The following is a 24,003-nucleotide window of genomic DNA, read 5'->3' on the forward strand; positions in this document are numbered from 1 at the left end:
TACGGCCTCCTGATCGGCAGGTGATCGTCACCAGGGGCTCAGCCCCCCGGCGTCAGGGCATCCAGCGTGGGGTGCGTCATCAGCTCGCGCAGCACCGCCGTGGCGAAGCTGCCGCGCGGCAGCCGGAAGTCGAGCCGCAGCCGCCCGGCAGACCGCGTCAGCTGCGGCTGTTCGAGGCGCAGCCGCAGCGGCCGGTGGGCCAGCCGCACCTCGGCGCGCTCGAGTCCCTGGCACAGCGCCAGGTGGCGTTCGCGCAGCTGCGCCTCGAACTCGGCCGCCTCGCCGCCGGCGCGGGACTCCCCCGCCCCCCACAGCACGCCGCTGGGGTGCAGGTCGAGGCCTTCGGCACGCGCGACGAGGGCGTCATCCACCGCCTCGACCACGAACTGGCTGGCGCTGCCGTCGAGGAAGGCCAGCTCGCCGGGCAGCAGGCGGTTCCAGGTGCCCGCCGCCATGCGCTGCGCCAGCAGGTCGTTGAACAGGAAGCTGCGCGCGGCGGACAGCAGCATGCCCTCGCGGTCGTCGCGCTTGCGCCAGCCGCGCGCCAGTACGGCGCGGGCCCGGGCCAGGTTGCGCCCCTCGGGGCCGAAGCGCTGCGGGCCGAAGGCGTTGGGCACACCGTGCTGACACAGCCAGCGCCAGCGCGCCTCGATCTCCGGCGCCTCGACCACCGGCCCGGAGAGCATCAGGGTGAAGCGGTTGGCGCGGTGCACGCCGCGCTTGAGCTTGCGCGGATGGCGGCACTGCGCGAGCACTTGCAGCCCGCGCTCGGCCAGCCGCGCCGCAAGATCCACCGGCGCTTCGCGGCCCGGCAGGTGCACCGAGAGCCACTGGCGCGTCACCGCGATGCGATCCTTCATGCCGGCGTAGCCCACCGCGCGCGGCGCCACGTCGCAGCAGCGGGCCAGCTCGCGCACCGCCTCGAGCGTGGTGGCGCCGCGCTTCTCGACCCATAGCCAAAGGTGCTCGCCGCCGCCTTCCGGGGCGAAGCCGAGCACCTCCTCGACCACGAAGTCCTCGGGCGCGGCGCGGTAGTCGCCGGGCGCGACGGGGCCGAACAGCGCCTCTGTCACGCGCAGCCGGCAGCCGGCAGTCGGCGCTGCGTCCGCCTCACGCATCTACGCCGCTCCGCTGCGCCAGCAGCACCACGGCCTCGGCGGCGATACCTTCACCGCGGCCGGTAAAGCCAAGCCGTTCGGTGGTGGTCGCCTTGACGTTGACGGCGCCGGCCTCCAGCGCCAGGTCGGCGGCGATGTTGGCCGCCATGGCGGCAACATGCGGCGCCATTCTGGGCGCCTGGGCCATCAGCGTGGCATCCACGTTGACCACCCGGTAGCCGGCCGCCGCTACCAGCGCCATCACCCGGCGCAGCAGGTCGCGGCTGTCGGCGCCGGCCCAGGCGGCGTCGGTGTCGGGGAAGTGGCGCCCGATATCGCCCATGGCACAGGCGCCGAGCAGGGCATCGCTGAGGGCATGCAGCAGCACATCGCCATCGGAGTGGGCGACGAAGCCGTGGGCAAAGGGAATGGCGACCCCGCCGATCATCAGGTGATCGCCGTCACCGAAGCGATGTACGTCGAAGCCGTGGCCTATCCTGAACATCTCACTGCGTCTCCCTGAGAGCCGTGTCGCGGCCGGACTCGCCTTCCGCCTGCTGGGCGGCCAGAATCTGGGCGGCCAGGGCGAGGTCTTCCGGATGGGTGATCTTGAGGTTGTCGCGCCGCCCCGGCACCAGCCGCGGCGTCTCGCCCAGCGCCTCGACGGCCGAGGCTTCATCGGTGACGGCGACGCCGGCCTGCTGCGCCGCCGCCAACGCCCGGTGCAACAGGCCATAGCGAAAGCCCTGGGGGGTCAGCGCATGCCACAGACCTGCGCGCGGCTCGGTGCGCGCCACCCGACCCTGGCCATCGTCACGCTTCATGGTGTCGGCCGCCGGCGCGGCCAGCAGCCCGCCCACCGCATCGGCCCGCAGGGCGGCGTGCAGCCGCCTGAGGTCAGCCACGGTGACGCAGGGGCGCGCCACGTCATGCACCAGAACGAGGTCATTCTCGCCGGCCTGCCCCGCCAGTGCCGCCAGCGCATGGCGCACGGAATCGGCCCGCTCGGCGCCGCCGGCAACACGCTGCCAGCTGGCGAAGGGTACCCAGGCGGGATCGAAATAGGCGTCTTGCGGGTCGAGGCACAGGCACAGGCGCGCCGAGGGAAAGGCCAGGTGCAGCCGCGCCAGCGTCTGAGCCATCACCGTGCGCCCGGCCAGCGGCAGGTACTGCTTGGGGCGCTGCGCGCCCATGCGCCGGCCCTGCCCCGCCGCCGGCACGACCAGCCACAGCGCCTCACTCACGGCCATTCACCGTGGCGCCGGGCGCCGCCTTGCCGACCAGGCTGGCGTTGGCCTCGATCATGCTGGCTTCGATCACCACCCCGGGCACCCAGTAGAACTGTTCGTCGGTGCGCACCATGCCGATATCGCTGCGCGAGCGCTCCTCGATGGCGTCCAGGCCGGTCTTGAGATCGACCACCTCGGCGGCCAGACGCGCGTTGCGATCGCGCAGGGGCTTGTTGGCCGAGTCGAGCATGACCACCCGCTCGCGAATTTCGCCAAGCTCCTGAATGCCGCCATCGCCGAACCAGAGGCGATACTGCAGCAGCGCCAGCAGCAGCAGCAGCGCGACGGCGAGCCCCTTGAGCATGTCTTTCCCCTGTGCGGAACGAGCAGCCGGCATTATGCCACTTTCCCCCCGCCGGCTCACGCCTTGAACGGCAGGGCACGCTGCGCTGCCTGGCAGTAGACGTCGAGGTGACGGCGCTCCTCGGCGCAGAAGCGCGCCACGCCAGCTCGCAGGCCGGGGTCGGCCAGGTAGTGCAGCGAGCGCAGCCGGCGCGGCGCGAAGCCGCGCGCCAGCTTGTGCTCGCCCTGGGTACCCGGATCGAAGCGCGTCAGTCCGCGTGCCAGGCAGTGCTCGATGCCCTGGTAGTAGCAGGCTTCGAAATGCAGGCTATCGGCCAGCACCTCGCTGCCCCAGTAGCGCCCATACAGGGTACGGCTTCCCTGCAGGCACAGCGCGGCGGCCACCGGCCGTCCCTCGAGCCGCGCCTGGACCAGCAGCAGCGAATCGGCCAGCGTACGCCGCAGGCGCTGGAAGAAGTCGAGGTTCAGGTAGCCGTGGCGCCCGCGCTCGAGGTAGGTGATCTCGTAGCAGCGAAAGAAGTGGGCCAGCGCGGCGTCGTCGATGGCGTCGCCCTCCAGGCGATGCAGGCTCAGCCCCTGCTCGGCCACCAGCCGCCGCTCGCGGCGGATCGCCTTGCGCCGCTTCGAGGTCAGCGCGGCCAGGAAGCCCTCGAAGTCGCCGTAACCCGCATCGTTCCACTGGAACTGCACGCCGTGGCGCGCCACCAGCGCAGGGCAGGCCGCCTGCCAGGCCTCCACCTCGCCCTCCTCGGCGAACAGCAGGTGCCAGCTCGACAGCTCCGCCTGCTCCCAGGCGGTGGCCAGCGAGCGCCGCGCGGCCAGCGCGTCCTCGCCGTCGGCCAACGCCAGGCGCGGCCCGGGCGCGGGCGTGAAGGGAATCGCCGTCAGCCCCTTGGGGTAGTAGCGCCCGCCGGCGCGCTCCCAGGCATCGGCCCAGGCCCAGTCGAATACGTACTCCCCGGCGGAGTGATGCTTGTGGTAGTGCGGCATGACGCCGACGAGCCGCGCACCGCGCCACAGGGTCAGGTGGCGCGGCGCCCAGCCCGTGGCAGGGCTGGCGGCGCCGCTCGCCTCAAGGGCGTGCAGGAACTCATGGCGCAGGAAGGGGTGGTCGTCGCCCACTAGGGCGTTCCACTGCCGGGCCTCGACCGCCTCGATGGTGGAAAGCTCGGTCACGCGCAGCTCGGCCATGGGCTCCTCGCTTGCAGTTGGCACGGGGGCAGCTGACAAGCCGCCGGGAAACGGCCTACATTGTGCCCAGAGCCCGCCGCCCCTTTCCATCTCCCGTACAGGATGACGCGAATGGCCGATGCCAGCCCGCTCGCAGCACGCTTCGATCTCCAGCGTCGCGCCTTCGCCGCCGACCCGCACCCGAGCCGCACCGTACGGCACGACAGGCTGAAGCGCCTCGCGCTGATGACGCGCCAGCATCGCCGCGAGATCGTCGCGGCCATCCAGCAGGACTTCGGCCACCGCGCCGAGGCGGAAACCCGCCTGGCGGAAGTCGCCACGGTGCTGCAGGCCGTGCACCATGCGCGCCGCCACCTGCGCCGCTGGATGCGCCCGAGCCGGGTGCCGGTCCCCTGGCGCCTATGGCCCGCCAAGGCGCGGATTTATCGCCAGCCGCTGGGCGTGGTCGGCATCATCTCTCCGAGCAACTACCCGTGGAACCTGGCGCTGCTGCCCACGGTGGATGCGCTGGCCGCCGGCAACCGGGTCATGCTCAAGCCAAGCGAGAAGACGCCCGCCACCAGCGCCCTGCTGGCGCGCCTGGCCGCGCGCTACTTCGTGCCCGAGGAGCTGGATGTGGTGGTCGGCGACGCCGACACCGGAAGGGCCTTCGCCGACCTGCCCTTCGACCACCTGCTGTTCACCGGCCATGCCGAAGTCGGCCGCCAGGTGGCCCTGGCCGCCGCCCGCCACCTCACGCCCGTGACGCTGGAGCTGGGTGGCAAGACCCCTGCCCTGGTGTGTGCCGATGCCGACCTGAACCGGGCCGCCGAACGCATCGCTTTCGGCAAGTGGCTCAACGCCGGGCAGACCTGCATCGCCCCGGACTATGTGCTGGTGCACGAACCTCACCTGAACCGCTTCATCGCCGCCCTGCAGGCCACCCTGCAGCGCTTCCACCCCAAGGGCGCGGCAAGCCACGACTACACCGCAGTGCTCGGCGAGGCCCCGCGAGCCCGCCTGCGGGCCATGCTGGACGAAGCCCGGGACCACGGCTGCCGAGTGATCCCACTGGGCGAGCCGGACCCGCAGGACGCCACCAAGCTGCCCCCCACGCTGATCGTCGATCCTCACACGGAGCTTACGCTGATGCGCGACGAGATCTTCGGTCCCTGGCTGCCGGTCATCGGCGTTCGCGACCTCGACGCCGCGCTGCGTGTCATTCGCTCGCGGCCGCGGGCCTTGGCGCTGTATGCCTTCACCCAAGATGCAGCACAGCAGCGGCGCATCCTCGAGGAGACCCACACCGGCGGCGTGGTCTTCAACGACACCCTGTGGCACAACGCCGTGCCGGCGCTGCCTTTCGGCGGTGTAGGGGATAGCGGCATGGGCAGCTACCAGGGCGAGGCGGGCTTCCTGCGTTTCAGCCACCAGCGCAGCGTGTTCGAGCAGTCCCGCCACGCCCAGGTCAAGCGTCTCAACCCGCCCTACCGGCGCTGGCTGCTGCGCCTGCTGCGGCTTTGGTGAGCCTCGATGCTGCGTGAAAAAACGTTTTTCAACAACAATTACGCCAATAAAAAGGGAATTTTGCCCATCAAGAAAGTAAACTTTATAAAATTAATTTGACGCGAGGTGCTTCCATGGCTCGCCCCACCGCACTGAATTCCACCGTCGAGCAGGTGACCGCCCGCATTCGCGAGCGCTCGCGGGGCCGCCGCAAGCTCTATGAAGCGCACATGGCCGCCCAGCACCAGCAGGGCGTGCATCGCGGCGAGCTCTCCTGCGGCAACCTGGCTCACGGCTTTGCCGGCTGCGACCATGCCGGCGACAAGGATCACCTCAAGCTGACCAACAGCGCCAACCTGGCCATCGTTTCGTCCTACAACGACATGCTCTCGGCCCATCGGCCCTTCGAGAGCTACCCCGAGGTCATCAAGCAGGCCGCCCGCGGCATGGGCAGCACCGCCCAGTTCGCCGGCGGCGTACCGGCCATGTGCGACGGGGTCACTCAGGGCATGCCGGGCATGGAGCTATCGTTGTTCTCCCGCGACGTGATCGCCATGGCCACCGCCGTGGCACTGTCCCACAACATGTTCGATGCCGCCCTCTACCTGGGCATCTGCGACAAGATCGTGCCGGGGCTGTTCATCGGGGCGGCGCGCTTCGGCCATCTGCCGGCGATCTTCGTGCCCGGCGGGCCCATGCCCAGCGGCCTGCCCAACGACGAGAAGGCCCGCATCCGCCAGCTCTACGCCGAGGGCAAGGTGGGCCGCGAAGAGCTGCTCGAGGCGGAATCGCGCTCCTACCACAGCCCCGGCACCTGCACCTTCTACGGCACCGCCAACTCCAACCAGTTGATGATGGAGATGATGGGCCTGCACCTGCCGGGCGCTTCCTTCGTCAACCCGGGCACCCCGCTGCGCGAGGCGCTGACCCGCTACGCCACCGAGCAGGCCATCCGCAACACCGAGCAGAGCGGCAACTACCGGCCCTTCTACCGCCAGATCGACGAGCGCGCCATCGTCAATGCCATGGTCGGTTTGCTGGCCTCGGGCGGCTCGACCAACCATACCCTGCACCTGGTGGCGATGGCCGCCGCCGCCGGCATCACCATCGACTGGAACGACTTCAACGACCTCTCGGCGGCGGTGCCGAGCCTGACCCGGATCTACCCCAACGGCAGCGCCGACGTGAACCACTTCCAGGCCGCCGGGGGCATGAGCCTGCTGATCCGCGAGCTGCTCGACGCCGGCCTGATCCATGGCGACATTCCCACCGTGTTCGGCACCGACCTGACCGCCTACACCCAGGAGCCGTTCCTCGAGGACGGCAAGCTCACCTGGCGCGAGGGGCCGACGGAGAGTCTCGACAGCGACGTGCTGCGCCCGGTCTCCAACCCCTTCGCCGCCACCGGCGGCCTGGTGGTAATGGAGGGCAACCTCGGCCGCGGCGTGATCAAGATCTCGGCGGTCAAGCAGGCCAATCGCGTGGTGGAAGCGCCGGTGCGCACCTTCGACGACCAGAACCAGGTCAAGGCCGCCTTCGAGTCGGGGGAGCTCGACCGCGACGTGGTGGTGGTGGTGCGCTTCCAGGGGCCCAAGGCCAACGGCATGCCCGAGCTGCACAAGCTCACCCCCTTCCTCGGCGTGCTGCAGGACCGCGGCTACAAGGTGGCGCTGGTCACCGACGGGCGCATGTCCGGCGCCTCGGGCAAGGTGCCCGCCGCCATCCACGTCACGCCGGAAGCGGTGGACCGCGGCCCGCTGGCGCGCCTGCGCGACGGCGACGTGGTGCGCCTCGACGCCGAGCGCGGTGAGCTGACCGCGCTGGTCGACGCCGCCGAGTTCGCCGGGCGCGGCATCGTCGAGCCCAGCCTGGAGCGCTACCACTTCGGCATGGGCCGCGAGCTGTTCGGCGGCTTCCGCCACCTGGCCGCCGGCGCCGAGCAGGGCGCCGGGGTGTTCGGCGGCTTCGAGGAGGAGGTGCTCTCCCGCGAGCTCGAGAAGATCGCCCAGGAGGACCAATGACGCGACCGGCCCTGATCGGCGACATCGGCGGCACCAACGCCCGCTTCGCCCTGGTCACGCCGGGCGAGCACGCCCCCCGCGAGAGCATCGCCCTGCCCTGCGCCGACTATCCCGGCCTGGTGGAGGCGGTGCGCGACTACCTGGCCCGGGTCGGCCTGGATGCCGACACCGCGCCACGGGAAGCCTGCCTGGCTTTCGCCTGCCCCACCCACACCGACCGCATTCAGCTGTCGAACAACCCCTGGCACTTCTCGCGCCGCGAGGTGCAGGCAGCGCTCGGCCTTACCCGACTCAAGGTGATCAACGACTTTATCGCCCAGGCGCTCAGCGTGAGCCACCTGGGCGCCGACGAGCTGGTGGAGATACATCCAGGCATACCGCAGCCCGCAGGGCCCCGCCTGGCCATCGGCCCCGGCACCGGGCTCGGCATGGCCGGCCTGATCCCCACCCGCCACGCCTGGCGGCCGCTCGGCAGCGAAGGCGGCCACGCCACCTTCGCCCCCACCGACGAGCGCGAGCAGAACCTGCTGCGGCATTTCCGCCATCGCTATGGCCGGGTCTCCGTGGAACGCATCCTGTGCGGCCAGGGGCTGCTCGATCTCTACCTGGCCCACTGCTCGCTGAAAGGCGCCAATCCCAGCTGCCGGACCCCGCCCGAGGTGACGGCCGCCGCCGCGGGCGGTGACGCCATCGCTCGTGATACCCTGCTGCGGTTTCTCAAGATCCTCGGCGACGTCTGCGGCGACGCTGCCCTGACCCTGGGCGCCCGCGGCGGCGTCTACTTGTGCGGCGGCATCCTGCCGCGGCTGCTGGAGTGGCTGCCCCAGAGCCGCTTCGTCGAAGCCTTTACCGCCAAGGGCCGCATGAGCGACTACAACCGCGCCATCCCGGTGCGGGTGGTCACCGCGCCCTGGCCGGGGCTGCTGGGCGCCGCCGAGGCCCTGCACAACGAAGAAGTGGAATGACGTGAAGGAGCGCGAATGATCCCGCAAAGCCTGCGAGCCCTGCTCGACGAGACCGACGGCCGCCGCGAGTGCGAGTGGGCCGACCGCCGCGTGTGGCTGGCCCGCGAAGCCTGGGGCGAACTGGCGGTGTGTTTGCAGGGCGCCCAGGTGCTTCACTTTTTACCGGCGTCCGACGCCGCGCGTACTGATCTTCCCGCGTCCGACGCCACGCGCGACAGCAGTGGCGGCGCTTCCAGCACGGACGGAGAAGAGGCGCTGGTGCCCGGCGGCTGGCTGTGGGTTACGCCCACACCCCAGGCGCTGCCCGGCGCTGTTCGCGGCGGCATTCCGCTGTGCTGGCCGTGGTTCGCCGACGAGCGCGGCGCGGATGAATCGCCGGATCGCTCCGGCCCCTTTCACGGCCCAGCGCGCAAGGCCAGCTGGCAACTGGAAGCAGTCGACGAGCACGAGGGCGGCGTGGAGCTGCACCTAGCGCCTGCCGAACGCCTGCACAGCCAGCTGATCCCACGGGTGGTGGTCCAGGCCAACGCCCGGCGCCTGCACGTGGAGCTGATCACCGAGCATGTCGGCGAGACCCCGGTCAAGCTCAGCGGCGCCCTGCACAGCTACCTGGCCGTGGCCGACAGCTTCGCCTGCCGCCTCACGGGGCTGTCCGGCGCCCGCTACCTGGACAAGCCGGCCGGCTTCGCCGAGCGCCAGCAGCAGGGCGAGCTCGCCGTACGCGGGGGGCTCGACCGCATCTACCACAGCAACGCCGAGCTGCTGCTCGACGACGGCAGCCGGCGCCTGCGCATCGCCCGCCAGGGCAGCGACTCGGCGGTGGTGTGGCACCCCGGCGCCGAACTGCCCGAGGACACCTCGCCGGCCGCCGCGCGGCGCTTCCTCTGCGTGGAGTCGGCCAACACCCGACTCGACCCGGTGTGGCTGGTGCCCGGCGCTCAGCACCTGCTCGGCACCACCCTGTCACTGGCCGACTGAGCCGGGTTCTCGCCGCTCCTGCCGCCGCCTCGGGCGCTTGCCCAAGGAGACGACGCCCCGGCGTCAGGAAAGGCCGTCCCCTGCCGCCGTCACCGGCAGACCGGCGGCCTTCCACTCCGGGAAACCCTCCTCGAAGCGCCGAATGCGGTAGCCCAGGCGACGCAGTCGCTGCACGGCCTCATGCGACAGCACGCAGTAGGGGCCACGGCAGTAGGCGACGATCTGCCTGTCGTGGGGCAGGCGGTCGAGCATCGCCTCCAGCTGCTCCAGGGGAATGTTGATCGCCTCCGGCAGGTGCCCGGCGCGGTACTCCTCCTCGGGGCGCACATCGAGCAGCGCCACCTCGCCACGCGCAAGCCCCGCCATCAGCTCGCTGCGCGTCACCGCTTCCAGCGCCTGCGAGGCATCGTCCTCGCTGAACAGCTGACCGACCAGGCGCTCCATCTCGGCCAGGTTGGTTTCAGCCACCTGGCGCAGCAGGCCCAGCAGGCTGACGATCCGCTCGTCGGTCAGGCGGTAGATCATCTGCTTTCCCGAGCGGCTGGCGGTGACCAGCCCGGCGCGGCGCAATTGCTGCAGGTGCTGGGAGGCGTTGCCGACGGAAAGTTCGGTGGCGCTCGCCAACGCCTCGACGGCGGCGCTGGACTGCGCCAGCCGCTCGAGCAGCGCCAGGCGGTGGCCGTTGCCCAGCGCACGCGCCACCTGCGCCAGCGTATCGAAAAGATCCTGCTGTGAGGTCATGGCAATCCTCCGGTAGGGCACGCCAGGGTAACCAACCGCTTGACGGGAGGCCAACTTATTCCCAATATTCTATTGTTTAATAGAATGAATGAAAGAGGCCTCCATGCAGACCCTGATTCTCATCAACGACCCGCCTTACGGCACCGAGCGCCTCTATAACGGCCTGCGGCTGGCCCATGCCTTGCTCCAGCGCGAGGCAGACGTCACCGTGTTCCTCATGGGAGATGCGGTTTCCGCCGCCAAGAGCGGCCAGCGAACGCCGGATGGCTTCTACAATACCGAGCGCATGCTTCGGCGTGTCACCCGCCGCGGCAAGGTGCTGCTCTGCGGCACCTGCATGGACGCCCGCGGCCTAGCCGACGACGAGGTGGTTGAGGGTGCCCAGCGCAGCACCATGGAGGCGCTGGCCGAAGCGACCGAGCAGGCCGACAAGGTACTGATCTTCTGATATTGCATTGACCCCACGGCCTGCACAGGAGCCCCTGCCGATGGCAACCTTGCCGCACGAAAGAGCCAACGTGGCCATCCTGGTCACCAGCCAGACCCTATTCATGATCGCCATGGTCACGGTCATGACGCTGAGTGGCATGGTCGGGCAGCAGCTCAGCCCCGACCCGGCCCTGGCCACCCTGCCGATTGCCATGACGATGCTGGGCACGGTGGCCTCGACGCTGCCCGCCTCCCTGTTCATGAAGCGGGTCGGCCGGCGCCTCGGCTTCATCACCGGTGCCATCCTGGGCGGCGTGGGCGGCGGCCTGGTCAGCTTCGTCGGCATTGCCCTGGGCAGCTTCTGGCTATTCTGCGCGGGCAACCTGCTGCTCGGTCTCTACCAGGGCTTCGCCATGTATTACCGCTTCGCGGCGGTGGATGTGGCCAGCCCGGCGTTCCGCAGCCGGGCCATCTCCTTCGTGATGGCCGGCGGGGTGGTGGCCGCCTTCCTCGGCCCGTGGAACGCCAGCGCCGCTCAGCACTGGATCGCCGCCGCGCCGGCGGGCGGCCCATACCTGGTAATCGCCCTGCTGGCCCTGGTGGCGGTGGGCCTGCTGAGCTGGCTGCGCGTGCCGGCCAGCCCCACGGCGCAGGCCGTCGACGTCGCGCGCTCCTTGGCGGAAATCGCCGCCCAGCCCAGCTTCCGCGTGGCCTTGCTGGCGGGCGCCATCGGCTACGCCGTGATGATCCTGGTGATGACCGCCACCCCGCTGGCCATGCGTGCGCATGGCTTCTCGATGGGCCAGGTGGTGTTCATCATGCAGTCCCACGTGCTGGGCATGTTCGCGCCGTCGTTCTTCACCGGCGGCCTGATCGCGCGCTTCGGCGTGGATCGCGTCGTGCTGGCCGGCACCGCGCTGCTGGCGGCCGCGGCGCTGGTCGCGGCCAGCGGGGCCGGCCTCGTCAACTTCTGGCTGGCCCTGGTGCTGCTGGGCGTCGGCTGGAACTTCCTTTTCATCGGCGGCAGCGCCCTGCTCTCGACCGTGCACTCCGCAGCCGAGCGCGGCAAGGTACAGGGGGTCAACGACCTGGTCATCTTCGCCCTGGTGGCGATCGGTTCGCTGCTGGCCGGGCAGCTGCTGCATCGCCTGGGCTGGGAGGCACTCAACCTGGCGATGCTGCCCCCGGTGCTGCTGGTGGCGCTGGCCACCCTATGGTGGCGCCAGCGGCGGGTAGCGACCGCCTCCCGCCAGGCCTAGGCCAAGCCGCCCCTCCCACTTGGAAAAGAGCAAAAAAACCCGGCCTGGCGGCCGGGGAAAGGGACAGCGCCTGGCTGTCGAGAGAGCAGGTGAAAAACCGTTGGCACCGCTCAGCGGTGGAAGCGCTGGGCCGCCTCCCGCGCCAGCTGGCGGATGCCGTTCCAGTCTTCGGCGTCGATCAGCGACTTCGGCGTCAGCCAGGAGCCCCCGATGCACATCACGTTCTTCAGCGCCAGGTACTCCTCGGCGTTGTCGAGGTTGATGCCGCCGGTGGGACAGAAGCGGGCATCGGGCAGCGGGCCGGCGAAGGCCTTGAGCGCCTGCACGCCGCCACTGGCCTCGGCGGGAAAGAACTTGAAGCGGCGGTAGCCGTACTGCCAGCCGGTCATCAGCTCGGATACCGTGGCCACCCCCGGCAGCATGGGCACCGGGCTGGTGACCCCATAGCGGTAGAGCGCCTCGGTGGTGCCCGGAGTGACCACGAAGTCGACGCCCGCCTGTTCACTCAGGCGATACTGGGCCGGGGTCAGCACGGTGCCGACGCCGATGCTGGCCTGGGGCAGCGCCTGCTTGAGCCTCCGCGCCGCTTCCAGCGCGCAGTCGGTGCGCAGGGTCACCTCCAGCACCGAGAGCCCGCCTTCGACCAGGGCGCGCCCCAGGGGAACGGCGTCCTCGATGCGTTCGATCGACAGCACCGGGATCACCTCGGTCTTGAAGCAGATGCTGTCGAGCTCGGTGGTGCGGGTGGACGGCAGCTGTTTGTCGATGGTCATGGGCAAGACTCCGGCAAGGGTTTCTGGGGGCCCGCCAACCAGGGAGGTCGGTGGGCCCGGCAAAAGGCTCAGGGGGCCCAGTAGACGGCCAGCGGGCAGGAAAGAAAGGCACGGATCGGCAGTTCGCGCGAATCGTCGCCGGACATGGCCCGGGCCAGTACGCTGCGCTTGTCGTCGCCGGTGATATGCAGTGCGTGGCGGCGCGCCTGGTGCAGTCGGTCGGCGCTGAGCGTGATGCGCGGCTGGGGCTGGCTGGGGGTGCGTGCGGCCAGCACCGGCGCATCGGTGGTCAGGCCCAGCTCCAGCTCGCGGCTGTCGGGGAACAGCGAGGCGGTGTGGCCGTCGCCACCCATGCCCAGCACCACCAAGCTGGCGGGCCAGGTCAGCGCCTCGATGCGCCGGGTGACGGCCTCGACGCCCTGCTCGGGCGTCTCGTCGTCGGTGGTCAGCGCAACGAAGCTGGCTGCGGCAGCCTTGCCCTGCAGCAGATGGCGGCGCACCAGGCGCGCATTGCTCGCCTCGTCGCTCTCGGGCACCCAGCGCTCGTCGGCCAGGGTCACCTCGACTCGCGCCCAGGGCAGCGGACGTTCGGCTAGCGCCTGGAAGAACGGCACCGGGGTGGCGCCGCCGGACACCACCAGCAGCGCCCGCTCCTGTGTCTCGAGATCGTGGCGCAGCGCCTCGGCCGCCGCTTCGGCCAGCTGTCGCGCCAGGTGGTCACGCGGCGATAACGTCCTGTCGGTCATGTCAGTAGTCCTCGTACCAGCTGCGTCCATCCTGGGTGATCATGGCGATGGAGGCCACCGGCCCCCAGGAGCCGGCCGGGTAGCGTCGCGGCGGCTCGCCCTGCTCCTTCCACGAGGCAATCAGCCGATCGCACCAGTGCCAGGCATGTTCCACTTCGTCGCGGCGCACGAACAGGTACTGGCGCCCCTTCATCACTTCCAGCAGCAGGCGCTCGTAGGCATCGGGGATGCGCGTCTGGGGAAAGGCGCTGCCGAAGTCCAGGTGCAGCGGGCCGCGGCGCAGGCGCATGCCGCGATCCAGGCCGCTGTCCTTGGTCAACACTTCCAGCGCGATGCCCTCATCGGGCTGCAGGCGGATGACCAGCTTGTTGGCCGCCAGATTGCGCTGGTCCGGGTCGAAGATGTAGTGGGCCTGCTGGCGAAAGTGGATGATGATCTGCGACAGCTTGTCCGGCATACGCTTGCCGGTGCGCAGGTAGAACGGCACGCCGGCCCAGCGCCAGTTGGCCACGCCGGTCTTCATGGCGACGAAGGTTTCGGTCTCGCTGTGGGGGTTGGCCCCCTCCTCTTCCAGGTAGCCCGGCACCGCCTTGCCGCGAATGGTGCCGGCAATGTACTGGCCGCGCACCACATCGCGGTTGAGCCGGTCCACGCTGAACGGCTGCAGCGCCTTGAGCACCTTGACCTTCTCGTCGCGGATGGCGTCGGCATCGAGGTTGGCCGGCGGATCCATGGCGATCAGGCAGACCAGCTGCAGCAGGTGGTTCTGCACCATGTCGCGCAGCTGGCCGGCGCGGTCGAAATAGCCCCAGCGGCCCTCGATGCCGACCTGCTCGGCCACGGTGATCTCGACGTGGGAGATATGGTTCTGATTCCACTGGGTGCCGAACAGCGGGTTGGCGAAGCGCAGCGCGATAAGGTTCTGCACAGTCTCCTTGCCCAGATAGTGATCGATACGGTAGATCCGCGACTCCGGGAACACCTCGCCGATGGCGTCGTTGATGTCGCAGGAAGTGTCGAAGTCGTAGCCGATGGGCTTTTCCACCACCACCCGAGAGAGCTCGTCGAGACACGCCGCGCCCTGCAGGTGGCGGCAGATCTCGCCATATAGGCTGGCCGGCACGGCCAGGTAGACCACCAGGGGGGAGATCACGGTGTCGTGGCGCACGGCGCTGCGCCAGCGTGCGATGCCTTCGTAGCCTGCGGCATCGGCGAAGTCGAGCTGCAGGTATTCCAGGCGGCCCGCGAAGCGCTTTCGCGTCGCATCGTCGAGTTCGTCGCGCTTGACGTGCTGTTCCAGCGCCTGGTTGACGCGCTGACGGTAGCTGTCAGTGGTCAGCTCCTGGCGCGCCAGCCCCAGGATGCGCGTGTCCTCGTGCAGCAGGCCTTCGCGATCCAGGTGGAACAGCGCTGCGTAAAGCTTGCGCAGCGACAGGTCGCCCAGGGCGCCGAACAGCGCCAGGTCGATGACCGGTCGAGACTCTTCGTCGGGCCGCTTGTATGCGCTCATACTCGCCCACCTTGTTGATTTACCAAAAAAGGTATCCAAGATTAGCATGAATGGCAATTATTTTAGTAATATTACCTTCTATTCACCCTTGCCTAATCCACCATTCGCACCTGTCCCAACGGGCACGGTAATATGTTCCGCTAATGTTGTTAAATCACGACATCAACGATTTGGAGACCTTCCCCCCTCATGGCCACTCACGACCTGCTACAGCGCATTCGCCAACGCCTGGATGAGCTCAACCGCTCCGAGCGCAAGGTAGCAGACGTCATCCTGGCCGACCCAGCGCGCGCCACCGGGCTGAGCATCGCCAGCCTGGCCCAGGCGGCCTCGGTCAGCGAGCCCACGGTGAACCGCTTCTGCCGCAGCTTCGAGGCCAAGGGATACCCCGATTTCAAGATCAAGCTAGCCCAGAGCCTGGCCGGGGGCACGCCCTACGTGAGTCAGTCCGTGGAGCCCGGCGACCAGGCGGTGGACTACACCCAGAAGATCTTCGGCGCCACCATCGCCGCCCTCGACGAGGCCAGCCGCGAGATCGATCCGGCGCGCATCGAGCGGGTCGTCGACTACCTGATCCAGGCCAAGCAGATCCACTTCTTCGGCCTCGGCGCCTCCGGGGCGGTGGCCCAGGATGCCCACCACAAGTTTTTCCGCTTCAACCTGCCGGTCACCTCCTACGTTGACGTGCTGATGCAGCGCATGGTGGCCTCGGCCTGCCATACCGGCGACGTGGTGGTGGTGATCTCCTGGACCGGCCGCACCCGCGAGCTGGTCGACATCGCACGCCTGGCCCGCGACAACGGCGCGGTGGTGCTGGGGCTTACGGCACCCGGCTCGCCGCTGGCCCGCGAGTGCACCGAAACCCTGGAAGTGGCTACCCCCGAGGACACCGACGTCTACATGCCGATGACCTCGCGCATGATCCAGCTCACCCTGATCGACGTGCTGGCCACCGGCGTGACCCTGCGCCGCGGCGAGGACTTCCTACCCCACCTGAAGAAGATCAAGGACAGCCTGCTGGAGACCCGCTACCCGGCGGGGCGCCAGGACTAGCCGCGCCGGGGTTGCCAGCCCGACGCTGCAGCACAACAATAGCGCCTCACTTTTCCCAGAGATGAGCGACATGCGCCGTATCGCCCTGACCGCCCTCGCCTTCGCCCTGTTCGCGCAGGGTGCCGCCGCCGAGACCTTCCGCTTCACCGCCATTCCCGACGAGGACCAGGCGCGTCTGGTCGAGCGCTTCGGCAAGGTGGCCGACTACCTCGAGCAGCGCCTCGGGGTCGAGGTGGAGTACGTGCCGGTGAAGTCCTACAGCGCCGCGGTCACCGCATTCCGTAACGACCAGGTCCAGCTGGCCTGGTTCGGCGGCCTTTCCGGCGTGCAGGCCAGGCGTCTGGTCCCGGGCTCCCAGGCGCTGGCTCAGGGCAGCGAGGACGATGCCTTCATGAGCTACTTCATCGCTCACGCATCCACCGGTCTCGCGCGTGCCGACGAGCTGCCCGACGCGCTGGAAGGCATGCGTCTGACCTTCGGCTCGCGCACTTCGACCTCCGGGCGCCTGATGCCGGAGCACTTCTTCCGCGAGCGTTTCGACGACGTCGCCCCGGCGCGCTTCTTCTCCCGCGTCGGTTACTCCGGCGATCACTCGCGCACCATCGCGCTGGTCGAAGCCGGCACCTACGACATCGGTGCGGTCAACTACACCGTGTGGGAAGCCGCCGTCGAGGATGGCCGGGTCGATACCGATCGGGTCCGGGTGATCTGGGCCACGCCGCCCTACCCCGACTACAACTGGACCCTGCGCGGCGACGCCGACGAGCGCTTCGGCGAAGGCTTCACCGAGAAGGTACGGGCCGCCTTCCTCGAGATGGACGACCCGGAGCTGCTCGCCTCCTTCCCCCGTGAGGCGTTCATTGCCGCCGACAACGAGCTCTATGCGCCCATCGAGGAGGTGGCCGAAGCGCTCGGCCTGCTGCGCTGATGGTGGGCGAGCAACGTCGTCTGCTGATCCGCTTCGAGGGCGAGGACCTCGGTCACGGCGCGCATGTCGTGCTGCCGCGCCTGACCCTTGCCCTGCACGAAGGCGAGCGGGTCGCCCTGCTCGGCCAGAGCGGCGCCGGCAAGTCGACGCTGCTCGGCGAGCTGCGCGCCCGGCTGGGGCGCCAGGCCGCCTGGTGCCCCCAGCATCACGGCCTGGTGCCGCAGCTCGCCGTCTATCACAACGTCTTCATGGGACGCCTGCCGGAACACTCGGCGCTGGCCAACCTGTGGAACCTGGTGCGCCCGCTGCGCGGACCGTGGCGAGAGGTGGCCGCGCTGTGCGACGAACTGGGCCTGGCCGGCCTGATGCGCCGTCCGGTGGGCGAGCTTTCCGGCGGCCAGCGCCAGCGGGTGGCCATCGCCCGCGCCCTGTATCAGGCCCGCCCGCTGTTCCTGGGTGACGAGCCGGTGGCCAGCGTCGACCCCCACCAGGCGCTGCGGCTGCTGGACCTGATCGACTCCCGCCACACCACCTCGGTGGTGGCGCTGCACCAGCGCGAGCTGGCACTCTCCCACTTCGACCGGGTGTGGGGGCTGCGCGACGGCCGCCTGGCGATCGACGCCCGTGCCGATGCGCTGACCCTGGCCGAGCTCGATGCGCTCTATCCCGATGCCGCGGAGCCGAACCGTCGCCCGCCGCCCGATGGCAGCGACGCCGCCATGCCGAGCCCCGAGGCGCTGCCCTGCGCCCGAGGGCGGCCATGAGCGACGCCCTGGTCGACAGCCGTCCCCCCTCGGCACGCAGCTGGTGGCGCGGCGGCTCCCCCGGCCTGCGCCTGGCCCGCCATAGCCTGGGCCTGGTGGCGCTTGCCGTGCTGCTGGTGCCCTTCGCCGACCTGGCCATCCACACCCGCGACCCCTGGGGCGAACTCGGACGCATGGCCGCCGGGCTGGCCTGGCCCGCCTGGGGCGCGCTGGAATCGCCCTTGGCGGCCCTGGGCCTGACCGTGGCGGTGGCCTTGTGGGGCACCCTGGCCGGCGTGGTGCTGGGCTTTCCCCTGGCGCTGCTGTTCGCCCGCTCGCGCCTGGTGCGCGCCGCCTGCGCCTTCGTGCGTGCCATTCACGAGCTGTTCTGGGCGCTGCTGTTCCTGCAGGTGTTCGGCCTCTCGGCGCTCACCGCCCTGGCGGCGCTGGCGATTCCCTATGCCGGCATCTTCGCCAAGGTCTACGCCGAGATCCTCGAGCAGACGCCGCGCGCACCGCGCGACGCCCTGCCACCCGGCAGCGGACGGCTGGCACGCTTCGTCTACGCCGAGCTGCCGCTGGCCTGGTCTCAGCTCGCCGCCTATACCCGCTATCGCTTCGAGTGCGGCCTGCGCGCCAGCGTGCTGCTCGGCTTCGTCGGCCTGCCCACGCTGGGCTTCCACCTGGAGACCGCATTCCGCGAAGGGCGCTACCACGAGGCGGGCGCGCTGCTGTGGCTGTTCTACCTGCTGATCGCCAGCCTGCCGTGGTGGGGCCACAAGCGGCTGATCCCGCTGCTGCTGGTGGGGGGCGTCTGGCTGCTGGGGCCGTGGCCCAGCGTGGACGGCGCGCTGCTGTGGCGCTTCGTCTCCGAGGATATCTGGCCGGCGGCGCTGCTGGTCGGCGACTGGGCGGGGCTGTTCGAGTGGCTGGCGCGGGTACCGGCGCTGGGCCCGGCCATCGGCAATACCCTGCTGCTGGGGCTGCTCGGCAGCGTGGGGGCGCTACTGGTAGCGCTCGTGCTGTGGCCGCTGGCCAGCCGCCATTTCGGCAACCGTGCCACCCGCCTGGCCGGGCACGGCGTGCTGATCTTCCTGCGCTCGACGCCGGAGCTGATGCTGGCGTTCGTCTTCCTGCTGCTGCTCGGCCCCTCGCTGCTGCCCGCCTGGCTGGCCCTGGCGCTGCACAACGGCGCCCTGATCGCCTTTCTGGTGGCACGCCACGCCGATGCCATCACCCCCGGCATGCCGGGCCTGCCGGCCAGCGGGCGGCTGGCCTACGAGCTGCTGCCGCGGGTCTATCCGGGGCTGCTGGCGCTGCTCTACTACCGCGCCGAGGTGATCCTGCGCGAAACGGCGATACTGGGCATGCTGGGGGTGGCCACGCTGGGGTTCTATATCGAAGAGGGCTTCGACTACCTGATGTTCGACGTGGCCTTCTTCCTGCTGCTGATCACCGCCGCGCTCAACATCGCCGTGGACGCCCTCTCGCGACGGCTGCGGCCGCGAGAGGCGCCCCTCGACGACCCTTGTGTGAGATAGGCAGGCGCTGCTCAATAGCTGTAGTCGCCGCCGACAACCGCCGCCGTGACGGTGATCTCCACCTTGAGCTCGTCGGCGGGCATCGGCGCACAGACGCAGGTGCGCGCCGGGGCATGGCCGGTGGGTACCCAGGCGTCCCACACCGCGTTCATGGCGGCGAAGTCATGACCGTCCTTGAGATAGATGGTGGCCGTCAGCAGGTGCTCGCGGTCGGAGCCGATCTCGGCCAGCAGTGCATCGACCCGCGCCAGCATGCTTGCGGTCTGCTCGGTGATATCGCCGTGGCGCGCCTCGGGGCCGGCCACCTGGCCGCACAGATAGGCGATGCCGCCGTGGATGACGGCGCGGCTCATGCGTGCCTTGGTGTCATGACGAACGATGGTCATGGCTTGCTCCTCAGGTCGTTGGTGAAAAAGTGTCGTGCCAGGCGCCGCACGGCTAGCGTAGCAGCAGCACCGGTACGCTGGCCCGGCGTAGCATGGCGGTGGTGGTGCTGCCTACCAGCAGGTGACGAATGCGCGAGTGGCCATAGGCACCCATCACCAGCAGGTCGATGCCGTGCGCTTCCTTATAGGCGCGCAGGGTCTCCTCCACCTCGCCGGCGCAGATCGCGCCTTCGGCCTCGTGGCCGGCGTCACGCAGCATGGCCAGCGCCCAGTCGAGCAGCGAGCGATTGTCGCCGGTCTCGGCACCAACAATCACCACATGTACGGGAATGCCGTTGAACAACGGGCTTCGGGCCAGCATCTCCACGCCCTTGCGGGTGGTCTTGCTACCGTCGAAGGCCAGCATCACCCGCTGCGGGCGGGTGAAGGCTTCCGGCACCATCAGGATCGGACGGTGCAGGGTGCGCACCACCCGCTCCAGGTTGGAGCCCAGGTGCTCGCTGGCCTGGTGGGCGGTTTCGCCGCGCTTGCCGATCACCAGCAGGCGTATCTCGCCCTGCAGCTCGTCAAGGGTTTCCACCAGGGTGCCGTTACGCTGGCGCATGGCAGGCATCGCCAGGCCACCGTCGGCGGCACGCTCGCAGGCGGCCTTGAGCAGCAGCCGACCCTGCTCCTGGGCCACCTTGGCGCGCCTTTCTTCAAGCTGAGAGAGTTCTTCAAGCAGGTGCTCACGGGAGCCCAGGCCAATATGGCCGGAGAGATCCGCCTCGGCGGTCTGGGGGTGGTTGTCCACCACGTGCAGGAAGGTCAGCGGCGCACCGAGCGCCAGGCTGGCCCAGGCGGCGTAGTCGCACACCCCGGTGGAGAACTGCGAGCCGTCGATGGCGGCCATTACCTGTTCGGTCATGTCTAGCTCCTCGATCTTAGTGTCCGCCCATGAGCTTCTCGACAGCGGCTGGATCATCATGGATGGCATGGCGGTCGACGATGGTGGCGCTGGCCTCGTTGAGGCCGATCAGCGCCACCTCGGTACCCTCGCGGCGGAACTTGATCACCACGCGGTCCAGGGCCTGCACGGCGGTGATGTCCCAGAAGTGGGCGCGGGAGAGGTCGATGGTGACCCTCGCCACGGTCTCCTTGAAGTCGAAGGCGCTGCCGAAGCGCTCGGAGGAGGCGAAGAACACCTGGCCCACCACGCGGTAGATGCGACGGCTGCCGTCGTCGGCCTCTTCGGAACCGATATAGAGAATATTGCCCACCTTGTTGGCGAAGAACATCGCCGCCAGCAGCACACCGACGAACACGCCGATCGCCAGGTTGTGGGTGCCCACGGTCACCGCCACGGTAGCCAGCATGACGATGTTGGTGCTCAGCGGATGCTTTTTCAGGTCGCGGATCGAGGCCCAGCTGAAGGTGCCGATGGAGACCATGATCATCACCGCCACCAGCGCGGCCATGGGAATCTGCGACACCCAGTCGGAAAGGAACACCACCATCACCAGCAGCACCACGCCGGCCACCAGCGTGGAGAGCCGCCCGCGCCCGCCCGACTTCACGTTGATCACCGACTGGCCGATCATCGCGCAGCCGGCCATGCCGCCCAGCAGGCCGGAGCCGATGTTGGCGATGCCCTGCCCCTTGCACTCGCGGTTCTTGTCGCTCGGCGTGTCGGTCAGGTCGTCGACGATGGTGGCGGTCATCATCGACTCCAGCAGGCCCACCACGGCGAGCATCACCGCGTAGGGCAGGATGATCCACAGCGTCTCTAGGTTGAGCGGCACGTCGGGCCACAGGAACACCGGCAGGGTATCGGGCAGTTCGCCCATGTCGCCCACGCTGCGGATCTCCATGCCGCTGAGGAGATAGACCGCGGTGAGCACCACGATGCACACCAGCGGCGAGGGAATCGTCTTGCCGACCCTGGGCACGTAGGGAAAGAGATAGATGATCGCCAGGCCGGCCACGGTCATGGCGTAGACGTGCCAGGTCACCCCGGTGAGCTCGGGCAGCTGGGCCATGAAGATCAGGATCGCCAGGGCATTGACGAAGCCGGTGACCACCGAGCGCGAGACGAAGCGCATCAGCTCCGCCAGCCTGAGGTAGCCGGCGACGATCTGCAGTACCCCGGTGAGCAGGGTGGCGGCCAGCAGGTACTCGAGGCCGTGCTCGCGCACCAGGGTGACCATCAGCAGCGCCATGGCGCCGGTGGCGGCCGAGATCATGCCCGGGCGACCACCGGTGAAGGCGATGATCACGGCGATGCAGAAGGAGGCGTAGAGGCCGACCTTGGGGTCGACGCCGGCGATGATGGAGAAGGCGATTGCCTCGGGAATCAGGGCCAGCGCGACCACGATGCCGGCGAGGGTGTCGCCCTTGAGATTGGAGAACCACTCTTGCTTGATGGATCGGAACATTCTCGGGTCCAGTGGGTGGGGGTTCTGCCTGCAGGCCATGGCCCGAGGCGCGTCATGGAGTAAGCCGCACGCGTACCGGCGTCGGGGAGACGCGGCTGTGGCGAACGAGATGGTGAAGTTGGCGACAGACGGACAAGCAGCCCGCTACATCATCGAGATGGCGAGCACTGGCGTGCCGGCAACGGCATCACCGAGGAGGGGGTAGCGCTAGGGCGGCGTGGCCAGCCCGGCAAGAGGAATCAGCACGTGACGTTGGGTCCAAGGTCAGGTCAGTCGGGTCGCCTGGCGCGATGGCGGCGTTCCGCAATGAGCGGCGGATTCTATCAGTTTCACTGCTGCCCTGCACGCCGGGCCCGCAGGCGCAGCTCGAGGCGACGCTCGTAGAGCCCCTTGGCCAGCAGCGTGCCGAGCACCAGGGCACCGCCCAGCAGGGCAACCGGCGCCGGGCGTTCGGCCAGGATCCACCACACCCACAGCGTGCCCACCACCACTTCCAGCAGCATCAGCAGCCCCACCTCGGCGGCAGGCAGGTAGAGCGGCCCGCGCTGGATCAGGGAGAAGCCCAGCGGCAGCAGCACCAGGCACAGCAGGACCAGCAGCAGCAGGCTGTCGGCGGGTGGCAGGGCAATGCCGCCGCCGGCCAGGCCGAACAGCCCCACCGTGGCCGCCACGATCAGCCCGGACAGCGTGAGCATGGGGCTCATGTCCACCCCGGGCCGGGTACGGCAGAGGGTGAAGTTGGCCGCCAGGGCCGTCGCCGCCAGCAGGGCGAAGCCGTTGCCGACCCACGAGCCCGAGCCGGCATCGTCGAGCACGATCAGCGAGGTGCCCGCCAGGCACAGCCAGATCGCAAGCCAGGTGTGGCGCGCCAGCCGCTCGCCGAGAAACAGCCGCGACAGCAAGGCAGCGATCAGCGGCGCCCCGGCCAGGATCATCAGCACGTTGCCGCCCTTGGTGTACTGATTGCCGAGCACGAAGCCGAAGGTGGAAAGGCTGAACAGCAGCGCCACGCCGATGCCGGTCCAGCCGCAGCGGCGGTAGGCCGCAAGGGTACCGGCACCGTGGCGGGCCAGCATGATGGCAATGAAGCCCAGCGCCGTCAGCAGGCCCCGCCACAGCAGGATCTCGCCGTCGGGCAGGCCGATCAGCTTGATCAGCAGGGCGTCGGGGGAAATGATCAGCGCACCGCCGCCGGTAAGCAGCAGCCCCTGCTGGCGGTGCGAAAGAGAGTGGATCAAGGCGACCTCGCTGTGCGTCAGGTCGCCTCAGCATGCCACGGCGGCGCCGCCGCGGCATCCGTTCAGGCGTCTGGCGTCGGCGGCTCTTTCGCGGCATTGCCGTCGCTTCTGGCCTGGGCGGCAGGCGAGGCCTTCAGGTGGCGGAACGCCTCCATGATGTCCATCGGCAGCGGGAAGATGATGGTCGAGGCGTTCTTGTTGCTCATGTCGCTCATGGTCTGCAGGTAGCGCAGCTGCAGCGCCGCGGAGTTCTCGGCCATGACGTTGGCCGCCTCGACCAGCTTTTGCGACGCCTGCAGCTCGCCCTCGGCGTGGATCACCTTGGCCCGGCGCTCGCGCTCGGCCTCGGCCTGGCGGGCGATGGCGCGAATCATGGTCTCGTTGAGGTCCACATGCTTGATCTCGACGTTGGCCACCTTGATGCCCCAGTCTTCGGTCTGGGCGTCGATGATCTCCTGGATGTCGTCGTTGAGCTTGTCGCGCTCGGAGAGCATCTCGTCGAGGTCGTGCTTGCCCAGCACCGAACGCAGCGTGGTCTGGGCCAGCTGGCTGGTGGCCACGGTGAAGTTTTCCACCTGGATGATCGCCTTCTCGGGGTCGACCACGCGGAAGTAGAGCACCGCGTTGACCTTCACGGTGACGTTGTCCTGGGAGATGACGTCCTGCTCCGGCACGTCCATGGTGATGACGCGCAGGTCGACCACGCTCATCTGCTGGATGCCGGGGATCACCAGGATCAGCCCGGGCCCCTTCACCGCCTGGAAGCGGCCGAGAAAGAAGATCACGCCGCGCTTGTATTCCGGCAGGATGCGGATCGAGGCGGCGACCAGCATGAACAGCAGGATGAGCGGTACCAGGTAGGGAAGTATCATGAGCGGACTCCTTGAGTGACGTCGATATGTTGCGCTTCGTT

The 24,003-nt window shown here is 69.2% G+C and carries 24 protein-coding genes; 10 read left to right on the plus strand and 14 right to left on the minus strand.

Going from position 1 to position 24,003, the window contains the following annotated elements; translation table 11 throughout:
• Positions 1 to 38: 38 nt before the first annotated feature.
• Genes truD through ACT7B3_RS13265 form a run of 5 tightly spaced genes read right to left on the minus strand, consistent with a single transcriptional unit; the run spans position 39 to position 3,880 of the window.
• Complete coding sequence (gene truD, locus ACT7B3_RS13245; protein WP_445158247.1) at positions 39 to 1,118, minus strand: tRNA pseudouridine(13) synthase TruD; 1,080 nt, start codon at positions 1,116 to 1,118, stop codon at positions 39 to 41.
• Positions 1,111 to 1,602 carry a 2-C-methyl-D-erythritol 2,4-cyclodiphosphate synthase gene (gene ispF, locus ACT7B3_RS13250; protein WP_445158248.1) on the minus strand — a complete coding sequence of 164 codons (492 nt, stop codon included), beginning with the start codon at positions 1,600 to 1,602 and terminating at the stop codon, positions 1,111 to 1,113. The genes truD and ispF overlap by 8 nt, the downstream gene beginning before the upstream one ends.
• A 1-nt stretch (position 1,603) precedes the next feature.
• Positions 1,604 to 2,341, minus strand: coding sequence for a 2-C-methyl-D-erythritol 4-phosphate cytidylyltransferase (gene ispD, locus ACT7B3_RS13255; RefSeq protein WP_445158249.1), 738 nt, complete (start codon positions 2,339 to 2,341; stop codon positions 1,604 to 1,606).
• The gene (locus ACT7B3_RS13260) at positions 2,334 to 2,690 is read right to left on the minus strand and encodes a septum formation initiator family protein (RefSeq protein WP_445158250.1); all 357 of its coding nucleotides are present in this window, start codon (positions 2,688 to 2,690) and stop codon (positions 2,334 to 2,336) included. The genes ispD and ACT7B3_RS13260 overlap by 8 nt, the downstream gene beginning before the upstream one ends.
• A 56-nt stretch (positions 2,691 to 2,746) precedes the next feature.
• Entirely contained in the window at positions 2,747 to 3,880 is a 1,134-nt protein-coding gene (locus tag ACT7B3_RS13265) for a GNAT family N-acetyltransferase (protein ID WP_445158251.1), read from the minus strand.
• A 111-nt stretch (positions 3,881 to 3,991) separates the two neighbouring features.
• Between ACT7B3_RS13265 and ACT7B3_RS13270 the strand changes: the two genes are divergently transcribed.
• From ACT7B3_RS13270 to ACT7B3_RS13285, 4 genes are all read left to right on the plus strand, one after another.
• Positions 3,992 to 5,386 (plus strand): coniferyl aldehyde dehydrogenase, encoded by a 1,395-nt coding sequence (locus ACT7B3_RS13270; RefSeq protein WP_445158252.1) that lies wholly within the window; start codon positions 3,992 to 3,994, stop codon positions 5,384 to 5,386.
• 113 nt (positions 5,387 to 5,499) lie between these two features.
• Positions 5,500 to 7,386 (plus strand): phosphogluconate dehydratase, encoded by a 1,887-nt coding sequence (edd, locus tag ACT7B3_RS13275; protein ID WP_445158253.1) that lies wholly within the window; start codon positions 5,500 to 5,502, stop codon positions 7,384 to 7,386.
• Positions 7,383 to 8,351, plus strand: coding sequence for a glucokinase (gene glk, locus ACT7B3_RS13280; RefSeq protein WP_445158254.1), 969 nt, complete (start codon positions 7,383 to 7,385; stop codon positions 8,349 to 8,351). Before edd ends, glk begins: the two co-directional genes overlap by 4 nt.
• Positions 8,352 to 8,366: 15 nt before the next feature.
• Positions 8,367 to 9,329, plus strand: a complete 963-nt coding sequence (locus ACT7B3_RS13285; RefSeq protein ID WP_445158255.1) for an aldose epimerase family protein — start codon at positions 8,367 to 8,369, stop codon at positions 9,327 to 9,329.
• 63 nt (positions 9,330 to 9,392) lie between these two features.
• On the opposite strand, the gene ACT7B3_RS13290 is transcribed toward ACT7B3_RS13285, so the two are convergent.
• Complete coding sequence (locus tag ACT7B3_RS13290; RefSeq protein WP_444677029.1) at positions 9,393 to 10,070, minus strand: ArsR/SmtB family transcription factor; 678 nt, start codon at positions 10,068 to 10,070, stop codon at positions 9,393 to 9,395.
• A 103-nt stretch (positions 10,071 to 10,173) separates the two neighbouring features.
• Here ACT7B3_RS13290 and ACT7B3_RS13295 point away from each other — a divergent pair, with 103 nt between their 5' ends.
• Both ACT7B3_RS13295 and ACT7B3_RS13300 read left to right on the plus strand, forming a co-directional pair.
• Complete coding sequence (locus tag ACT7B3_RS13295; RefSeq protein WP_445158256.1) at positions 10,174 to 10,518, plus strand: DsrE/DsrF/TusD sulfur relay family protein; 345 nt, start codon at positions 10,174 to 10,176, stop codon at positions 10,516 to 10,518.
• A 40-nt stretch (positions 10,519 to 10,558) separates the two neighbouring features.
• Positions 10,559 to 11,758 carry an MFS transporter gene (locus ACT7B3_RS13300; protein ID WP_445158257.1) on the plus strand — a complete coding sequence of 400 codons (1,200 nt, stop codon included), beginning with the start codon at positions 10,559 to 10,561 and terminating at the stop codon, positions 11,756 to 11,758.
• A gap of 110 nt (positions 11,759 to 11,868) precedes the next feature.
• Here ACT7B3_RS13300 and ACT7B3_RS13305 read toward each other — a convergent pair whose 3' ends face one another.
• The 3 genes from ACT7B3_RS13305 to zwf form a co-directional block, all read right to left on the minus strand.
• Positions 11,869 to 12,531, minus strand: a complete 663-nt coding sequence (locus ACT7B3_RS13305) for a bifunctional 4-hydroxy-2-oxoglutarate aldolase/2-dehydro-3-deoxy-phosphogluconate aldolase (protein ID WP_445158258.1) — start codon at positions 12,529 to 12,531, stop codon at positions 11,869 to 11,871.
• A gap of 68 nt (positions 12,532 to 12,599) precedes the next feature.
• On the minus strand, positions 12,600 to 13,277 hold the full coding sequence (gene pgl, locus ACT7B3_RS13310) for a 6-phosphogluconolactonase (protein WP_445158259.1): 678 nt from the start codon (positions 13,275 to 13,277) through the stop codon (positions 12,600 to 12,602).
• Between the two features lies 1 nt (position 13,278).
• Positions 13,279 to 14,787, minus strand: coding sequence for a glucose-6-phosphate dehydrogenase (gene zwf, locus ACT7B3_RS13315; RefSeq protein ID WP_445158260.1), 1,509 nt, complete (start codon positions 14,785 to 14,787; stop codon positions 13,279 to 13,281).
• 189 nt (positions 14,788 to 14,976) lie between these two features.
• On the opposite strand from zwf, the gene ACT7B3_RS13320 reads away from it, so the two are divergent.
• From ACT7B3_RS13320 to ACT7B3_RS13335, 4 genes are all read left to right on the plus strand, one after another.
• Positions 14,977 to 15,840, plus strand: a complete 864-nt coding sequence (locus ACT7B3_RS13320; RefSeq protein WP_445158261.1) for a MurR/RpiR family transcriptional regulator — start codon at positions 14,977 to 14,979, stop codon at positions 15,838 to 15,840.
• A gap of 70 nt (positions 15,841 to 15,910) precedes the next feature.
• Positions 15,911 to 16,768 carry a putative selenate ABC transporter substrate-binding protein gene (locus tag ACT7B3_RS13325; protein WP_445158262.1) on the plus strand — a complete coding sequence of 286 codons (858 nt, stop codon included), beginning with the start codon at positions 15,911 to 15,913 and terminating at the stop codon, positions 16,766 to 16,768.
• Positions 16,768 to 17,532: an ATP-binding cassette domain-containing protein gene (locus tag ACT7B3_RS13330; protein ID WP_445158263.1), complete on the plus strand. Its 765-nt coding sequence runs from the start codon at positions 16,768 to 16,770 to the stop codon at positions 17,530 to 17,532. The genes ACT7B3_RS13325 and ACT7B3_RS13330 overlap by 1 nt, the downstream gene beginning before the upstream one ends.
• Entirely contained in the window at positions 17,529 to 19,052 is a 1,524-nt protein-coding gene (locus ACT7B3_RS13335) for a PhnE/PtxC family ABC transporter permease (RefSeq protein ID WP_445158264.1), read from the plus strand. Before ACT7B3_RS13330 ends, ACT7B3_RS13335 begins: the two co-directional genes overlap by 4 nt.
• A gap of 11 nt (positions 19,053 to 19,063) precedes the next feature.
• On the opposite strand, the gene ACT7B3_RS13340 is transcribed toward ACT7B3_RS13335, so the two are convergent.
• The 5 genes from ACT7B3_RS13340 to ACT7B3_RS13360 all read right to left on the minus strand — a co-directional run bounded on the left by ACT7B3_RS13340 (position 19,064) and on the right by ACT7B3_RS13360 (position 23,962).
• The gene (locus ACT7B3_RS13340; RefSeq protein ID WP_445158265.1) at positions 19,064 to 19,438 is read right to left on the minus strand and encodes a RidA family protein; all 375 of its coding nucleotides are present in this window, start codon (positions 19,436 to 19,438) and stop codon (positions 19,064 to 19,066) included.
• Positions 19,439 to 19,490: 52 nt separating this feature from the next.
• A complete protein-coding gene (locus tag ACT7B3_RS13345; protein ID WP_444677022.1) occupies positions 19,491 to 20,345 on the minus strand; it encodes a universal stress protein in 855 nt (284 codons plus the stop codon).
• 16 nt (positions 20,346 to 20,361) lie between these two features.
• Positions 20,362 to 21,852, minus strand: a complete 1,491-nt coding sequence (locus ACT7B3_RS13350) for a SulP family inorganic anion transporter (RefSeq protein ID WP_444677021.1) — start codon at positions 21,850 to 21,852, stop codon at positions 20,362 to 20,364.
• Positions 21,853 to 22,181: 329 nt separating this feature from the next.
• Positions 22,182 to 23,090, minus strand: coding sequence for a DMT family transporter (locus ACT7B3_RS13355; RefSeq protein WP_445158266.1), 909 nt, complete (start codon positions 23,088 to 23,090; stop codon positions 22,182 to 22,184).
• 62 nt (positions 23,091 to 23,152) lie between these two features.
• Complete coding sequence (locus ACT7B3_RS13360; RefSeq protein WP_444677019.1) at positions 23,153 to 23,962, minus strand: slipin family protein; 810 nt, start codon at positions 23,960 to 23,962, stop codon at positions 23,153 to 23,155.
• Positions 23,963 to 24,003 lie beyond the last annotated feature (41 nt).

The sequence above is a fragment of the Halomonas sp. E14 genome, from assembly GCF_052568415.1.

Coding starts and splice junctions, on each gene's coding strand:
- truD (WP_445158247.1), bottom strand. CDS start 1,118: ATGCGTGAGGCGGACGCAGCGCCGACTGCCGGCTGCCGGCTGCGCGTG.
- ispF (WP_445158248.1), bottom strand. CDS start 1,602: ATGTTCAGGATAGGCCACGGCTTCGACGTACATCGCTTCGGTGACGGC.
- ACT7B3_RS13260 (WP_445158250.1), bottom strand. CDS start 2,690: ATGCTCAAGGGGCTCGCCGTCGCGCTGCTGCTGCTGCTGGCGCTGCTG.
- ACT7B3_RS13265 (WP_445158251.1), bottom strand. CDS start 3,880: ATGGCCGAGCTGCGCGTGACCGAGCTTTCCACCATCGAGGCGGTCGAG.
- ACT7B3_RS13270 (WP_445158252.1), top strand. CDS start 3,992: ATGGCCGATGCCAGCCCGCTCGCAGCACGCTTCGATCTCCAGCGTCGC.
- edd (WP_445158253.1), top strand. CDS start 5,500: ATGGCTCGCCCCACCGCACTGAATTCCACCGTCGAGCAGGTGACCGCC.
- glk (WP_445158254.1), top strand. CDS start 7,383: ATGACGCGACCGGCCCTGATCGGCGACATCGGCGGCACCAACGCCCGC.
- ACT7B3_RS13285 (WP_445158255.1), top strand. CDS start 8,367: ATGATCCCGCAAAGCCTGCGAGCCCTGCTCGACGAGACCGACGGCCGC.
- ACT7B3_RS13290 (WP_444677029.1), bottom strand. CDS start 10,070: ATGACCTCACAGCAGGATCTTTTCGATACGCTGGCGCAGGTGGCGCGT.
- ACT7B3_RS13295 (WP_445158256.1), top strand. CDS start 10,174: ATGCAGACCCTGATTCTCATCAACGACCCGCCTTACGGCACCGAGCGC.
- ACT7B3_RS13300 (WP_445158257.1), top strand. CDS start 10,559: ATGGCAACCTTGCCGCACGAAAGAGCCAACGTGGCCATCCTGGTCACC.
- ACT7B3_RS13305 (WP_445158258.1), bottom strand. CDS start 12,531: ATGACCATCGACAAACAGCTGCCGTCCACCCGCACCACCGAGCTCGAC.
- pgl (WP_445158259.1), bottom strand. CDS start 13,277: ATGACCGACAGGACGTTATCGCCGCGTGACCACCTGGCGCGACAGCTG.
- zwf (WP_445158260.1), bottom strand. CDS start 14,787: ATGAGCGCATACAAGCGGCCCGACGAAGAGTCTCGACCGGTCATCGAC.
- ACT7B3_RS13320 (WP_445158261.1), top strand. CDS start 14,977: ATGGCCACTCACGACCTGCTACAGCGCATTCGCCAACGCCTGGATGAG.
- ACT7B3_RS13325 (WP_445158262.1), top strand. CDS start 15,911: ATGCGCCGTATCGCCCTGACCGCCCTCGCCTTCGCCCTGTTCGCGCAG.
- ACT7B3_RS13330 (WP_445158263.1), top strand. CDS start 16,768: ATGGTGGGCGAGCAACGTCGTCTGCTGATCCGCTTCGAGGGCGAGGAC.
- ACT7B3_RS13335 (WP_445158264.1), top strand. CDS start 17,529: ATGAGCGACGCCCTGGTCGACAGCCGTCCCCCCTCGGCACGCAGCTGG.
- ACT7B3_RS13340 (WP_445158265.1), bottom strand. CDS start 19,438: ATGACCATCGTTCGTCATGACACCAAGGCACGCATGAGCCGCGCCGTC.
- ACT7B3_RS13345 (WP_444677022.1), bottom strand. CDS start 20,345: ATGACCGAACAGGTAATGGCCGCCATCGACGGCTCGCAGTTCTCCACC.
- ACT7B3_RS13350 (WP_444677021.1), bottom strand. CDS start 21,852: ATGTTCCGATCCATCAAGCAAGAGTGGTTCTCCAATCTCAAGGGCGAC.
- ACT7B3_RS13360 (WP_444677019.1), bottom strand. CDS start 23,962: ATGATACTTCCCTACCTGGTACCGCTCATCCTGCTGTTCATGCTGGTC.